This window comes from Acidovorax sp. A79 (assembly GCF_041154505.1).
GTDB lineage: Bacteria > Pseudomonadota > Gammaproteobacteria > Burkholderiales > Burkholderiaceae_C > Acidovorax.
Genome location: NZ_AP028672.1, coordinates 5557606 through 5571042, shown reverse-complemented (window position 1 = coordinate 5571042; position 13437 = coordinate 5557606). Strand labels below are relative to the sequence as shown.

The window sequence follows — 13437 nt, the reverse complement described above, 5'->3', positions numbered from 1 at the left end:
CCAGGCCACAAAGTAGCAAGATCGGCTAAGTACGGCGCGCAAGCTGCGGCACACTCTGCGGCCATGAGCCTGGACCAGAGTGCCGATCAGCATTACCGCAACCGCGTGGCCCGCGTGATCGCCCACATCGTGGCGCACCCGCTGGCAGCGCTTCGGCTGGAAGACCTGGCCGCCATTGCCCACTTTTCCCCTTTCCACTTCCACCGCGTCTACAGCAGCATTGCGGGCGAAACCGTGGCCACCACGGTGCGCCGCGTGCGCCTGGCGTTGGCCACGCAGCTGCTGGAGCAAGGCGGGCAGAGCATCACCCAGGTGGCGATGGAGGTGGGCTACGACAGCCCGCAGGCCTTCACCCGTGCGTTCAGCCAGTTCACCGGGCAATCGCCACGGGCATTCCAGCGGGATATGCACCGCCTCATCCTTGATCCAGGCGCCGCAGACGCGCATGCAAACGCGCATGCAAAGGCCGAGCAAACGCTGGCCGTGCAGATCGTTGAGCGCCCGGCGCAGCGCCTGCATGCATTGCGCCACCAGGGGCCGCCATCCACCATCCCCCACACGCAGCGGCGGCTGTACCTGCAGTGCGGCCAGCGCGCAGCCCACCGGCTGGGCGCATCTTGCGGTGACCCGCAGGACGTGGAGGGCGGCGGGTTTCGCTACTACGCGGCGGTGGTGCTGCCAGAGCCGCTGCCGCCGGCAGATGGCGGGCTGGAACTGCTGGACATCCCCGCAGGCCTGTATGCACGCCACACGCTCACCGGCCCCTATACGCGCATCAATGCGGCATTGGCGGCCATCCACACACGCTGGCTCCCGGCCAGCGGCTATGAGCCGGACGACCGCCCCACGCTGGAGCACTACCTCAACTCCCCCCGCAACGCCGCGCAGGCGGACCTGCGCACCGACCTGCTGATTCCCATCCGCCCCACCACATCCCCATGACCCGTTTTCGCTGGCTCTTTCGTTCTCTTTTGCCCGCAGCGCTCTGCGGCGCCACCACCCTGGCCCAGGGTGCGGGCTTTGCCTTTGTCGAGGTGCCTGCAGACAAGGACGGGCCCGCGCTGCGCGGCGCCGTGTGGTCGCCCTGCAGCGCGCCGCCGGGCCGCATCGACCTGTCGCCGCTGGTGCTGCAAGGCACGCGGGACTGCCCCCTCACCGGCCAAGGCCTGCCGTTGATCGTCATGTCGCACGGCGCGGGCGGTTCGGCCCTGGGGCACCACGACACGGCGGCCACGCTGGCCGAGGCGGGCTATGTGGTGGCCGCCATCAGCCACCCGGGCGACAATTTTCAGGACCTGAGCCGCCAGGGCCACCTGTCGGCCTTTGCCACGCGGCCCGTGGACATGAAGCGGCTGACGGACTACATGCTGGGCGCGTGGCCCCAGCGCGCGCAGCTGGACGCGGGCAAGGTCGGTTTCTTCGGCTTTTCACGCGGCGGCTACACGGGCCTGGTGGCTATCGGCGCCGTGCCGGACTGGACGTCACGGCAGGACCTGTGCTCGCCGCTATCCACCCGCCCCTTGTGCGGCGAGATCCGGCGCAAAGAAATCCCCGCCACGCCCGCGCCGGACCCGCGCATTCGGGCGGCAGTCATCGTCGACCCCTTGAGCGTGTTCGATGCCAAAGGCCTGGGGCAAGTCAAAACCCCCGTCCAGCTGTGGGCCTCGGCACTGGGCGGCGATGGCGTCACGCTGCAAAGCGTGGAGACCGTGCGCCAGGGCCTGCCCAGCGCGCCCGAGTGGCATCTGGCCGCCAACGCGGGGCACTTCGCCTTTCTGGCGCCCTGCTCGCCAGCGCTGGCCGAGGCAGTGCCGGGCATCTGCCGCGATGGCGCGGGGTTTGACCGCGTGGCCTTTCACCAGGTTTTCAATGCGCAGGTGCTGGCGTTCTTTCAGCGGCACATCGGGGCAGCCAAAGCGCCCTGACGGCAGGCTGGAATTCGTCGCGCCCACACGGCCCGTGGGTTGACGCAGCGAGCGCCAGCCACCTACACTGCCAACCTCGCATCTGATCCTTGGAATCGGAGCGAACCGCAAAGCCCTCCACCACCGTCGAGGGCTTTTTTTCGTCCGCCCTATGGAAAGCTCTCCCTGCTTGCAGAGAGGGCTTTTTGCATTTCTGGAGCCTTTCTCATCATGCACACCGCTTCGACACACGCCGCTCCCGCAGCCGTTGCAGGCACCGTCCCCCGCATTCACCTGGTCATTGGGCCGGTGGGCGCGGGCAAGTCCACCTTCGTCCGCCAATTGGTGCAGCAGCACCGCGCCGTGCCGCTGAACCTGGACGACTGGATGGCCACGCTGTTTTCGCCGGACCGGCCCGATACCGCCGATGTGATGGCCTGGTACGTGCCCCGCACCCTGCGCTGCCTGGAGCAGATCTGGAAAACCGCAGAAACCGTGCTGGCCGCGGGCAACGATGTGGTGCTGGAGGCGGGCCTGATCCAGCAGCACCAGCGCGACGCCTTTTATGCGCGCATGGGGCCGTGGGCCGACGCCATGGTGGTGTACGTGCTCGACGCACCGCGCGAGGTGCGGCGCGAACGCGTGTTGCGGCGCAATGCCGATCAGGGAGAGACGTTCTCGATGGTGGTGCCCCCGCACATCTTTGAGCTGGCCAGCGACCTGTGGCAGCCGCCCAGTGATGCGGAGTGCGCCGAGCGGTCGGTGGTGTTTGTGCGGATGGCAGAGCGGCTGCGCTGAGCTGTCGGGCCATCAGCCCGATTGGGCAACAGCAGCCCGGCCCGGCCGCCGAATCGTCCACAGCGCCGCCGCCATCAGCCCCACGCCCGCCAGTTGCACGGGACTGAGCGTGCGGCCATACACCGCCCAGTCCACCAGCACCGCCGTGAGCGGGTACACGAACTGCAGCACCGCGATGCGCCCCAGCACCAGGCGCGCCATGCCGGCAAACAGCACCACGTAGGCCAGGCCGGTGTGCAGCACCCCCAGGCCCAGCAGCCAGCCCCAGGCTGCACCCTGCTGCGGCCAGCCCAGCACGAAGGGGGCCCAGGCCAGCGCCACGGCGCCCACCAGGCACTGCCACAGCGCCATCGCAAAGGGGCTGATGGTCTTTTGCGTGTTGGCGAGCAGCGTGACGCCGGCGTAGCACAGCGAGCCGCCCAGGCACATCAGTACCCCGGCCATGTAGCCGCCACTGCTGCTGGCCGCAGCAGCCGCTGCGGTGCCGTCCAGCAGGCCGGTGGTCAGCACCAGGCCCCCCAGCGCGGCCAGGGTGGCCAGCCACTGCATGGGCGAGACGGCTTCGCGCAGGAACAGCGCGCCGAACACGATGACCCAGATGGGCTGGATGTGAAAGATCACCGTGGCCACGGCGATGGAGGTGCGCGGGATGGCCGCGAAGAACAGCGCCCAGTTCAGCACCATGAGCACGCCCGTGGCGCAGGCCACCCAGCGCGCGCGGCCGTTCAGCAGCAATTCACGCCCCCGGCCCGTGGCCAGGCACCAGGCCAGCAGCGCCAGCGCGCCGAACGCGCAGCGGAACCACACGGTGACCAGCGGGTGCTGGCCCGCCTCTTCCACGAACACGCCGATGGTGCCCAGCAGCACGCCACCGGCGATGAGCAGCCACTGGCCGTCCCGCTCGCGCGCGTTGCCGGGCGTGGGGGCGTTGGCAACAGTGGACGGCGCGGCGATGCTGGCTTTGTGGTTCATGCGGTCGATGCTCGAAGATTGCCGCTTTGGTGTAAAGCGCATAGTTCGAAGAGCTACCATTCGATAAACGAATTACCGCAAAGCCATGGTCTGGCTTGGCTGCATGCCCCACCCACAAGGACGCGCCCCATGAACCACCCGGATTTCCAGATCGACTGGCTGCGCGCCTTCGTGGCCGTGGTGGACGCGGGCTCGCTGTCGGGCGCGGCGCCGCTGGTGCACCGGTCGCAGTCGGCGGTCAGCATGCAGATCAAGAAGCTGGAGGCCGCGCTGGGCCGCCCGGTGCTGCTGCGCGGGCCGCGCCACCTGGAGGTGACGCCGACCGGGGCCGAGCTGCTGTCGTACGCGCGCCGCGTGCTCGACCTGCAGGCCGAGGCGCACACGGCGCTGTTCGGCCCGCAGCTGGCCGGGCGGGTGCGGCTGGGCGTGCCGGACGACTACGCCAGCGCCTACCTCACGCCGGTGCTGCGCAGCTTTGCGCACCGCTACCACGGGGTGGAGATCGAGCTGACGTGCGAGCAGTCCACCTCGCTGATCCCGCGCCTGGGGCGGGGCGAGCTGGACCTGGCCCTGGTCTCGCGCGACAAGCCCCAGCGCGGGCGCTTCTTGTTCCACGAGCCGCTGGTGTGGGTGGGCTCGCCGCAGCTGGAAGTGTGGCGGCGCGACCCCTTGCCGATTGCGGTGTATGAATCGGCCAGCCTGGCCCGCATGGCGACGATGAAGGCCCTGGCCGCGCGGCGGCGGGCGCACCGCATCGTGTACCACAGCTCCAGCCTGGCGGGGCAGCTGGCCGCGGTGGAAAGCGGCCTGGCCGTGGCGGTGCTCACGCGCTGCAGCGTGCCCGCGCATCTGCAGATACTGCAGGACCTGCCGGCGGAGTTCGACCTTCCGCCGCTCGATTCGATGGACGTGGCGGTGCTGCGCAGCAAGGTGTCGCTGCGCTCGCCGGCGGTGGATGCGATGTACGAGCAGATGGTGCGCACGCTGGGGGGTTGACGGCGCGTGGAGGGACGCGGCCTGCGTGCCGGACTGCACGGCGGTACCCAGAGCAACCCTGCCGCCGCAAGGCACTTGCGCGACCGTGGCTGCGGCGCAATCCAGTTCTAATGTTCGGCACCGGGCCGCGCCCTTGGAAGAAGGGCGCGCCCTTCTTCCTTCCCACCGAAAGCCACCCATGACCACCACCGCCACCATCCCCGCGACCGCGCTGCAACTGCGCTCGCTCGTCCAGCCCGACGGCACCTTGCAGATCAGCCTGGAGCCCACGCCCGTGCCCACGCCGGGGCCCGACGAGGTGCTGATCCAGGTGCAGGCCACGCCCATCAACCCGTCGGACATCGGCCTGCTGCTCGGTCCCGCCGACCTGGCCACCGTCCAGGTATCCGGCAGCCCTGACCGGCCGGTGGCGACCGCCCGCATCCCCGAACGCGCCATGCCCGGCATGGCCGCGCGCATCGGCCAGAGCATGCCGGTGGGCAATGAAGGCGCTGGCCTGGTGGTGGCCGCAGGGTCGTCCCCCACCGCGCAGGCGCTGCTGGGCCGCACGGTGGCGGTGATCGGCGGCGCCATGTACGCGCAGTACCGCGCCATGCCAGCGGCGCAGTGCCTGCCGCTGCCCGAAGGCACCACGGCGGCCGAAGGCGCATCGTGCTTCGTCAACCCGCTGACCGCGCTGAGCATGGTCGAGGCCATGAAGCGCGAAGGCCATACCGCGCTGGTGCACACCGCCGCGGCCAGCAACCTGGGCCAGATGCTGCTCAGGATCTGCCAGAAGGACGGCATCGGGTTGGTCAACATCGTGCGCAAGCCCGAGCAGGCAGAGATGCTCAAGGGCATGGGCGCGCAATATGTGTGCGACAGCAGTGCGCCCACCTTCATGGCCGACCTGACGGATGCCTTGGCCGCCACGGGCGCCACCATCGCGTTCGATGCCACGGGCGGCGGTACGCTGGCCGGGCAGATCCTGCAGTGCATGGAAGCGGCCATCAACCGCAAGGCGCAGGAGTACAGCCGCTATGGCTCGGCGGTGCACAAGCAGGTGTACCTGTACGGCCACCTGGACACGCGCCCCACCGAGATCCAGCGCACCTTTGGCATGGCCTGGGGCGTGGGCGGCTGGCTGCTGTTTCCCTTCCTGCAGAAAATCGGTGACGCGGCGGCCCAGGCGCTGCGCGCGCGCGTGGCGGCCGAGCTGAAAACCACGTTCGCCAGCCACTACGCGCGCACGGTGTCGCTGGCGGGTGCGCTCAGCGCCGATGCCATCGCCTTCTACGGCGCGCGCAACACGGGCGCCAAGGTGCTGATCGATCCGTCGATGGAATAAACCGGGGCGCCGTGCGCACGGGGCTGCCCGCCAGCATCAGGCGGGGGGCGGCCATCAGGCTGCGGCAGCCGCCCGCACCAGATCAACCAGCCGCTCACGCGGCCCCAGCAGCGCATCGCCACCGAGCAGGCGCAGCGCACCGCCCTGCCCCGCGACCACCAGTTGCGGCACACCCCGCGCGCCCACGGCGCGCAGCATGGACTGGGCCTGGGCCACGCGCTCGGCCAGCAGCTTGCGCAGTGCCGCCGCATCGGGCCCCCGTGTGAGCGCGGCGGCGTCGCTCAAGCCCAGGGCGGTGAGCACATCGGCCAGCACCCCGGGTTCGGCGGTATCGCGGCCGTCCACGTAGCGGGCGTGCTGCAGCGCGTGCAGTGCCTCCAGCTCGCGCCCGGGCGCGGTCCGGGCCACGGCGGTCAGCGCCAGCGTGGCGGGGCCCGAATCGAAGCGGCCATCCGCCGCGCCCAGAATGTGGTCGCGATAGGCCTGCGTGAAAGGCTGCCCTGTGAGCTGCTGGATGCGCTGGTCGTTGCTCCATGCATAGGCGGCGAATTCCGCGTCCATGGGCCGTGCGCCAGCGCCTGCAAACAGGCCCGTGGGCGCGAGCGAGACCTGGACGCCGTCCACGCCCTGCAGGTGTTTCAGCGCGGGAGCGGCGGCGTAGCACCAGCCGCACAGGGGGTCGAACAGATAGGTCACGGAGATGGCGAACATGGATCAGGGGCTTTCAGGGTGGGTGGGGGGATGTGCGGAGGTGGCAAGCGCGGCCTCGAAAAGCGCCAGCTCTTCAGCCAGCGTGCCCCGGCTGCGGAAATGGCGGCCGGCCCGGTCGTACCAGTTCTCGGCGTCTTCTAGGTCGCCTTCCTGCAGATGCAGGATGCCGTGCAGCCAGGCCGCCAGCATCGAGCCGTCGTGCTGCACCAGGTCGTGCGCCGCGTTCCAGCGGCCGGCGTGCAGGTGCTGCAGGATGGGCTGGAGAGGGTGCGAGGTCACGATCTGGTTCCTTTCAAACAAACAGTGGCTGCCTGCATGCCCCCTCAGAGGGTTGCAGGCCAGCCGGTGGGTGGCTTACCACTTCATCTCGCCCTTGTTGACCTTGGCGCCGATGTCCAGCGACAGGCCCATGGGCGCGGCGGGGTAGGCCTTCTTCATCGCGTCGATGAGTTCGGCGCTGGTCTTGGTGGCCGCGGCATGCTTCTCGAAGGCCTGCAGGTAGCCCTTGGTGTAGGTGATGTTGGCAGCATCGAGCGTGCCACCGGCGGGCATGTGGCCGGGCACGACCACGGTGGGCTGCAGGGCGGCCATTTCGTCGAGCTGGGCCACCCAGGCGCTGCGCTCGGCCACGGTTTGCGTATCGGCCGTCCACACATGGGTGTTGGAGCCCGACACCGCGATGTTGCCCACGACGGCCTTGATGGACGGGATCCACGCATACGGGCGGTGCGCCAGCAGGCCCGTGGTGCCACGGATCTCGACCGCCTGGCCGTCCACGTTCAGCGTGTTGCCCGCAAGGGCCTTGGGCAGCACGGGCGTGCGCGGTGCGTTGGCGCCCATCTTGGGGCCCCAGAACGAGAGCTTGGTGGCCAGCTTGGCGTTGATCTTCTCCAGCACGGCGGGCGTGGTCACCACGTCGGCCCTGGGGAAGATTTCCTTCAGCGTTTCCACGCCGAAGTAGTAGTCGGGGTCGGCCTGGCTCACGTAGATGGTTTTCAGCTCCTTGCCGGTGTCGAGCACGTTGGCGGCAATGCGCAGCGCGTCGGCGCGGGTGAAGCCGGCGTCGATGACCATGGCTTCCTTCTCGCCATAGACCAGGGTGGAGTTGACGTTGAAGCTGTTGCCGTCGGCGTTGTAGACCTTGACCTGCAGAGGCTGGGCAGCCTGGGCGCCAGTGAAGGCGACGGCGAGGGTGGCGGCGATGAGGGTGGTGCGGAACATGGCGGTTTCTCCAGTGTGTTGAAGGGGTTGTGAGGGGTTGGCGTTGATGTCGAAGCGAAGTTTATTTGCGCCAATCGATCCAATAAACCCCATAAAATGCGCATATTTGTTGCACCAATAGAGCAAATATGGACCGCCTGACCGCCATGCGGGTGTTTGTGGAAGTGGCCACCAGCGGCAGCTTCAGCGCCACGGCCGACCGGCTGGAGATGTCGCGCGCCATGGTCACGCGCTATGTGGGCGAGATGGAGCAGTGGCTGCAGGCGCGGCTCTTGCAGCGCACCACCCGCAGCGTGACGCTGACCGACGCCGGCGAGCACTGCCTGCGCCGTTGCCAGCAGATGCTGGCGCTGTCGCAGGACCTGGAGGAAGAAACCGCCACCACCACCGAGGGCGCGCTGCGCGGGCAGCTGCGCATCACCTGCAGCGTGTCGTTCGCGTTCGCGCAGATGGGCGCGGCGATTGCGGATTTTCTGGCCCAGCACCCGCTGCTCAAGATTGATCTGGACGCGAGCGAGGGCTCGCTGAACCTGGTGGAAAAACGCATCGACCTGGCCATCCGCATCAGCGCCGAGCCCGACCCGCTGCTCATCGGTCGCCCCCTGGCGCGCTGCGATTCGGTGCTGGTGGCATCGCCCACGTACCTGGCCGCGCATGGCACACCGCAGGTGCCCGCCGACCTGGCGCAGCACCGCTGCCTGAGCTATGCCAACTTTGGCAAGAGCGTATGGACGCTGACCCGCGATGGAGAGACGGAGCGCGTGGGCGTCTCAGGCCACTTCAGCGCCAACGAGGCCACCACGCTCATGCGCGCCGCGCTGGCGGGCGGCGGCATCGCGCTGCAGCCCACCTACCTGGTCAACCCCTACCTGCACCGCGGCGAGCTGCAGGCGGTGCTGCCTGCGTGGAGCTTGCCGGTGATGACGATCCATGCGCTGTACCCGTCGCGCAGGCACCTGTCGCCCGCGGTGCGGGCGCTGCTGGATTTTTTGGTGCTGCGGTTTGAAGGTGTGCCGTGGCAGCAGTGCGCCGGCTAGATAAAACGCTACTTTTTTGATAGCTATTGACGCTGACGGATCAAGCGCTGCAGGTTGTTTTTGCTTGATTTTCGCGTGGAGCTCGAACGCACGGCGGCATTCTTGCCCCTCGCCCCTCGCCCCTCGCCCTTCGCTCTTGCGGGAGAGGGGCTGGGGAGAGGGGGCCATCGCCCAGCAGCATGGCAGCACCAGACCTACCGCCCGCCCCCGCTCCCCGGCCTCATCACCTCACGGCAGCACTGCAGCCGCCTTCGCACGCGCAATCTGCAGGTCCGCATCGCGCTGCAGCAGCAGGCGCTGCGCGACCAGTGTGTTGGCGGCCTCGGTCACGGCCGTCACGTAGCCGTCTTGTGTGCCGTACAGCTCTTCCAGCGACGGCCGCGCATCGCCCGCCGCCAGCCGCGCGGCCCGCGTCTTGTGAAAGGGAATGAAGCTGCCCGTGAGGTTGGCCAGGTCGGTGATGCCGGGCGTGGCGACGTAGTTGAACTCGATGCTGGTACCCAAGGGTGCACGCGCTTCCACGCTGCGGATACCAGCGCGGGTGAGGCCCGTGGACGCATCGACCTGCGGCACCAGGATGGCGTAGTCGCGGCCCAGGTTGCGCGGGGGCAGGATGGTGGCGATGCCCGATTCGTCCTGCGGGATGTACTGCGGGCCGAAGTCGAACAGCGGGAAGTTGTTGTACACGCCCCGGTAGCTGAAGTCAGGAATGGCGGTCTGCACGCCGCCCACCGCCCAGGTCAATCCCTTCATGGCCGGGAAGGCCAGCACTTCGGGCCGCACCAGCGTGCCGTCGGCCAGCTTGGGCACTTGGCTGGCGGGCGGCTGCGTGCCGCGCACCACCCAGTCTTCCAGGTTGAGGAACAGCGCACGGAAGGTGTCGTTGAACTGCACCACCGTGCCCGTGGGGTACGTGGCGCGCGTGGGTGCATAGGCAATGCTGGCCGTGCCCCCTGCCCCGCCGTGCTGGGTGCTGGCGTAGTAGTAAATGCGCGCGTTCTCGGGCTGGACCAGGTCCTTGGTGCCGTTGGCGTCGGTCAGCACGGGCGAGCCCTGCAGCTGCCAGAACTCGGTGCCCGACAGGCCCAGGAAGAACTTGGGACAGGTGTTGGTGGCCGCGCAGCGCTTCATCACCCCGCCCTGGCGGCCGCTGATGTCGTCCTGGTAGTCCTTGTCCAGCCCGCGCGGTGCCGTCTGGCCGAAGGCGGTGTGGTCGGTGCGCAAGCCGCCGCCGCCACCGGGCACGGCAAAGCGGGTGTTGATGTGCGTCTGGCGCGCAGCCACGTGGGCGAACAGGCCGTCGAACACCTTGCCGCCATCGAGCGCCTGATTGAAGCCCAGGTGCAAGAACGTCTTCATCGCGTTGCCCGACTGCGAGGTGCCCTGCCCCAGCGTGTGTGTGATGCGGCCGCCCAGCGGGTTGGGGGTGCCCGACGAGTCGGCCGCCTTGCTGCGGAAGAAGCTCACCGTGTCGCGCAGCGCAGCCAGGCCCACACCCATCACCTTCGGGTCTTTGGCGACATAGACCAGCTCGTACAGATAGGCTGGGTCGAACCCGCCCTTCAGGCACACGCTGGTGGGGCTGGGCGTGCCAGGGAAGGCGTTGGTGCCCGTGTCGCAGGTGGCGAACTTCCAGTCGCTCGCGGGCACGGACACGCGCGCATCGGTCTCGTTGGCGCGGCGGGTGAGCGAGTAGCCGGGCTGGGTGTTGTCCAGGCTGGCGGGCTCGTACGGGATCATGGTGCCGTTGAAGACGCCCCCGGGCAGCGTCATCGCGGGGCTGGCAGCGGTGGGCACCAGCTCGGCACGGTAGGGGCCGGTGATGCTGCTGCCGTCCTTGTTCTTGGCCACGGGCACCGTCACCGTGAGGCGCGCGGCGGTGCTTTTGGGCACATCGCCCTGCCAGGCCGAATACAGCATCACGTAGCCACGCTCCAGGTACACCGCGTCGCTGGGCGTGGCCGTGGGGTTGAGCATCGTGAGGATGTTGCCCCGGTTGGGTGCGTCGTAGCGCAGCACGCCGCTGGCCTAGGAACCTGTTCAGTGTCTTTTTGGGGTTGCATTGGAGTGCAATCGGGATGAGTGGATGCTTCGGATGCGCCGCATGGGCTCATGCCCATGCAAGCAGCCGGGGCGTCCAATCGCCCGATTTCACTCCAACCCTTCGGGCAAGTGTCTTTTCGGGCGGTCTGCGGCGTTGCGGCGCTTGCCAATAGCCGAGCTATTGGCTGCACGCCGCGCCTAGCATCCCATCCCGAAAAGAGACTTGTGCAACTTCAAAAAGACACTGAACAGGTTCCATCCATGTTCCTGGGCTTGAGCATGACGAAGTCGGCCTGGTACTCGACCATGCCGTTGGCGTTGGTAGGCGCCAGGGCCAGGTCCTGGATGACGGCGTTCTTGGGGTCCTTGGGGTCTACCTCGCCGCTGATGGTGCCGGTCACGCGCTCGTATTCGCCCACGGCGCCATAGGTGCCCGGAAAGGCCTCGGTGGCGGTGATGGCCAGCTTGAGCGCGGGGCCCTTGGGCGCATCGTTGCTGGAACCCCCGCAGGCCGTGATGGCGGCTGCAGCGGCGGCCGTGAGCGCGAGTTTTCCGAATGCACGAAAAGGTTTCATGGTGTCTGTCTCCTTGGATGGATGGTGGTGCGGGCCGCTGGAACGGCTCTGGAACAAAACGGCAGCGTCTGTTGCGCCGCGCGCGGGCAAGGCTTCGCCCAGACCTGCCGGCAAAGGCAGGCTGCGAGAAGCAAAAAAAGAATGAAACGGCCCGGTGGGTGGGCCTGTGGGTGGGCCGGTGGCTTATTCGGCCTCGATACCGGCGGCCTTGATCACCTTGCCCCACTTCTGGGTTTCGGCGGCCTGGAACTTGGCGAGTTCATCCGGCGTGGTCGTCCAGGCTTCGGAGCCGGCGTTGTCATAGAAGCTCTTGGCCGCGGCGCTCTTGGTGGCGGCGGTCAGCAGCTCGTTGAGGCGCGCCACCACCGGTGCGGGCGTGTTGGCCGGCACGTATGCCGCAAACCAGTAGCCCATGTCGTAGCCCTTCACGCCGGCTTCGTCCAGCGTGGGCACGTCGGGCAGTTGCGCGCTGCGCTTTTGGGTGGAATAACCCAGGGCCCGCAGCTTGCCCGCCTTGACCTGCGGCACGCCGGTGGAGGTGTCGGTGATCATCAGGTCGATCTGGCCGCCCAGCAGGTCAGTGATGGCCAGCGGATTGCTCTTGTAGGGCACGTGCAGGATGTCCACCGCCGCCAGTTGCTTGAGCATCTCGCCCGCCATGCGGCTCGATGAGCTGCCGCTGCCGAAGCTGAGCTTGCCGGGGTTCTTCTTGGCAAAGGCCAGCAGCTCGCCCACGTTCTTGTACGGCGCGCTGGCGTTGACCACCAGCACCTGCCCGCCCTTGCCCAGGCCCGTCACGGGCGCGAAGTCCTTCACCGGGTCGTACGAGAGCTTTTTGTACAGGTGCTCGTTGGCGGCGTGTGTGGTGTTGGTGGTGATGAGCACGCTGTAGCCCTCCGCCGCAGCCTTGGCCACGGCCGACGCCGCGATCATGCCGCTGGCGCCCGCCTTGTTGTCGATGACCACCGCCTGCTTGGTGTCAGTGGTGATGGACTGGCCCAGCGCGCGCGCCAGCTGGTCGGTGGCGCTGCCGGCCGCGAATGGCACGACGAAGGTGATGGGTTTGGCGGGGTAGGCACCGGCCGCCTGGGCCAGCGCAGCAGGGGCGTGCAATGCGCACAGCGCCATTACGGCGGCAGTGGCGAGCAGAGCGCGGCGGGGGGATGAATGGGTCATGTTGTCTCCTGGTGTTGGTATGGATGGAAAAGCGAAAGGGGAGGTCTAGGGCCTGTTCACACTATTTTTGCCATTGCGAAGGCAGCCCCAGCCACGCCAATCTAGGCGCGTGACGACGCCAAGGCCGGGGCCTTGGCTAGGAACGCAACGACGAGTGGCGTGGCTGGGGTTGCCTTCCCTTCGGGTTGCGAAGCAAACAGGCCATCCGCTGTGTTGCCAATCCTCGCTGGGGCCGCACCCCAGCTTCGTTTGGCGCCTAGCGCCTGGCCTGTTTGCTTCGCAACGCATCTGGCAAAAATAGTGTGAACAGGCCCTAGGCCGTGGGACCGCCAAAGTGTGGTGCCAGATGTGCGGGCACGGTGACGGGCATATCGAGCAGCAGGTAGCTCAGTGCCTTGCCGTGGCTGTCGAGGTTGAGCGCGTCGTTCACGCCACCGTCGAGCACGTCGTCCAGCACGAGGTTCATGGCCTGCAGCTGGGGCAGCAGGTAGCGCGTGACCTGGCGCGGGCGGCGCTGCGCAAACTGCTGTGCCACGGCGGCCTCGGTGACTTGTTCGACCAGCACATCCCACAGCGCGGGGTGCCAGGCGATGACGCTGATGTTGGAGCGGTTGCCCTTGTCGCCGGTGCGGCTATGAGCAACTCGATAAAGCGGAACGGTGATGGTGGTTGTCATG

The 13437-nt window shown here is 68.1% G+C and carries 13 protein-coding genes and 1 pseudogene; 6 read left to right on the top strand and 8 right to left on the bottom strand.

The window, feature by feature from the left end:
• Positions 1-63 precede the first annotated feature (63 nt).
• The 3 genes from ACAM51_RS25755 to ACAM51_RS25745 all read left to right on the top strand — a co-directional run bounded on the left by ACAM51_RS25755 (position 64) and on the right by ACAM51_RS25745 (position 2702).
• Positions 64-942 (top strand): GyrI-like domain-containing protein, encoded by an 879-nt coding sequence (locus ACAM51_RS25755; protein ID WP_369642298.1) that lies wholly within the window; start codon positions 64-66, stop codon positions 940-942.
• Positions 939-1925 carry an alpha/beta hydrolase family protein gene (locus ACAM51_RS25750; RefSeq protein ID WP_369642297.1) on the top strand — a complete coding sequence of 329 codons (987 nt, stop codon included), beginning with the start codon at positions 939-941 and terminating at the stop codon, positions 1923-1925. The genes ACAM51_RS25755 and ACAM51_RS25750 overlap by 4 nt, the downstream gene beginning before the upstream one ends.
• Before the next feature lie 210 nt (positions 1926-2135).
• Entirely contained in the window at positions 2136-2702 is a 567-nt protein-coding gene (locus ACAM51_RS25745) for an AAA family ATPase (RefSeq protein WP_369642296.1), read from the top strand.
• Between the two features lie 12 nt (positions 2703-2714).
• Here ACAM51_RS25745 and ACAM51_RS25740 read toward each other — a convergent pair whose 3' ends face one another.
• Positions 2715-3674, bottom strand: coding sequence for a DMT family transporter (locus tag ACAM51_RS25740; protein ID WP_369642295.1), 960 nt, complete (start codon positions 3672-3674; stop codon positions 2715-2717).
• A gap of 129 nt (positions 3675-3803) precedes the next feature.
• Here ACAM51_RS25740 and ACAM51_RS25735 point away from each other — a divergent pair, with 129 nt between their 5' ends.
• Positions 3804-4670, top strand: a complete 867-nt coding sequence (locus ACAM51_RS25735) for a LysR family transcriptional regulator (protein ID WP_218294327.1) — start codon at positions 3804-3806, stop codon at positions 4668-4670.
• 178 nt (positions 4671-4848) lie between these two features.
• Positions 4849-5997, top strand: coding sequence for a zinc-binding dehydrogenase (locus tag ACAM51_RS25730; RefSeq protein WP_369642294.1), 1149 nt, complete (start codon positions 4849-4851; stop codon positions 5995-5997).
• Between the two features lie 54 nt (positions 5998-6051).
• Here ACAM51_RS25730 and ACAM51_RS25725 read toward each other — a convergent pair whose 3' ends face one another.
• The 3 genes from ACAM51_RS25725 to ACAM51_RS25715 form a co-directional block, all read right to left on the bottom strand.
• On the bottom strand, positions 6052-6708 hold the full coding sequence (locus tag ACAM51_RS25725; RefSeq protein WP_218294325.1) for a DsbA family protein: 657 nt from the start codon (positions 6706-6708) through the stop codon (positions 6052-6054).
• A 3-nt stretch (positions 6709-6711) separates the two neighbouring features.
• The gene (locus tag ACAM51_RS25720; RefSeq protein WP_369642293.1) at positions 6712-6987 is read right to left on the bottom strand and encodes a hypothetical protein; all 276 of its coding nucleotides are present in this window, start codon (positions 6985-6987) and stop codon (positions 6712-6714) included.
• A gap of 75 nt (positions 6988-7062) precedes the next feature.
• Positions 7063-7929 carry an MBL fold metallo-hydrolase gene (locus tag ACAM51_RS25715; protein WP_218294324.1) on the bottom strand — a complete coding sequence of 289 codons (867 nt, stop codon included), beginning with the start codon at positions 7927-7929 and terminating at the stop codon, positions 7063-7065.
• Between the two features lie 128 nt (positions 7930-8057).
• On the opposite strand from ACAM51_RS25715, the gene ACAM51_RS25710 reads away from it, so the two are divergent.
• Entirely contained in the window at positions 8058-8966 is a 909-nt protein-coding gene (locus ACAM51_RS25710) for a LysR family transcriptional regulator (protein WP_369642292.1), read from the top strand.
• A 228-nt stretch (positions 8967-9194) separates the two neighbouring features.
• Here ACAM51_RS25710 and ACAM51_RS25705 read toward each other — a convergent pair whose 3' ends face one another.
• The 4 genes and pseudogenes from ACAM51_RS25705 to ACAM51_RS25690 all read right to left on the bottom strand — a co-directional run bounded on the left by ACAM51_RS25705 (position 9195) and on the right by ACAM51_RS25690 (position 13436).
• On the bottom strand, positions 9195-10943 hold the full coding sequence (locus ACAM51_RS25705) for an alpha/beta hydrolase domain-containing protein (RefSeq protein ID WP_369643892.1): 1749 nt from the start codon (positions 10941-10943) through the stop codon (positions 9195-9197).
• A 326-nt stretch (positions 10944-11269) separates the two neighbouring features.
• Positions 11270-11584 (bottom strand): annotated as a pseudogene (locus ACAM51_RS25700) (hypothetical protein); the annotation flags it as partial.
• Between the two features lie 183 nt (positions 11585-11767).
• Entirely contained in the window at positions 11768-12760 is a 993-nt protein-coding gene (locus ACAM51_RS25695) for a Bug family tripartite tricarboxylate transporter substrate binding protein (protein WP_369642291.1), read from the bottom strand.
• 313 nt (positions 12761-13073) lie between these two features.
• On the bottom strand, positions 13074-13436 hold the full coding sequence (locus ACAM51_RS25690; RefSeq protein WP_369642290.1) for a hypothetical protein: 363 nt from the start codon (positions 13434-13436) through the stop codon (positions 13074-13076).
• Position 13437: the final 1 nt, after the last annotated feature.

Excerpts from the sequence above, each read along its gene's own strand:
- ACAM51_RS25735 (WP_218294327.1), top strand. The coding sequence starts at position 3,804 with ATGAACCACCCGGATTTCCAGATCGACTGGCTGCGCGCCTTCGTGGCC.
- ACAM51_RS25710 (WP_369642292.1), top strand. The coding sequence starts at position 8,058 with ATGGACCGCCTGACCGCCATGCGGGTGTTTGTGGAAGTGGCCACCAGC.
- ACAM51_RS25715 (WP_218294324.1), bottom strand. The coding sequence starts at position 7,929 with ATGTTCCGCACCACCCTCATCGCCGCCACCCTCGCCGTCGCCTTCACT.
- ACAM51_RS25725 (WP_218294325.1), bottom strand. The coding sequence starts at position 6,708 with ATGTTCGCCATCTCCGTGACCTATCTGTTCGACCCCCTGTGCGGCTGG.
- ACAM51_RS25730 (WP_369642294.1), top strand. The coding sequence starts at position 4,849 with ATGACCACCACCGCCACCATCCCCGCGACCGCGCTGCAACTGCGCTCG.
- ACAM51_RS25705 (WP_369643892.1), bottom strand. The coding sequence starts at position 10,943 with ATGCTCAACCCCACGGCCACGCCCAGCGACGCGGTGTACCTGGAGCGT.
- ACAM51_RS25695 (WP_369642291.1), bottom strand. The coding sequence starts at position 12,760 with ATGACCCATTCATCCCCCCGCCGCGCTCTGCTCGCCACTGCCGCCGTA.
- ACAM51_RS25740 (WP_369642295.1), bottom strand. The coding sequence starts at position 3,674 with ATGAACCACAAAGCCAGCATCGCCGCGCCGTCCACTGTTGCCAACGCC.
- ACAM51_RS25690 (WP_369642290.1), bottom strand. The coding sequence starts at position 13,436 with ATGACAACCACCATCACCGTTCCGCTTTATCGAGTTGCTCATAGCCGC.
- ACAM51_RS25750 (WP_369642297.1), top strand. The coding sequence starts at position 939 with ATGACCCGTTTTCGCTGGCTCTTTCGTTCTCTTTTGCCCGCAGCGCTC.
- ACAM51_RS25755 (WP_369642298.1), top strand. The coding sequence starts at position 64 with ATGAGCCTGGACCAGAGTGCCGATCAGCATTACCGCAACCGCGTGGCC.
- ACAM51_RS25745 (WP_369642296.1), top strand. The coding sequence starts at position 2,136 with ATGCACACCGCTTCGACACACGCCGCTCCCGCAGCCGTTGCAGGCACC.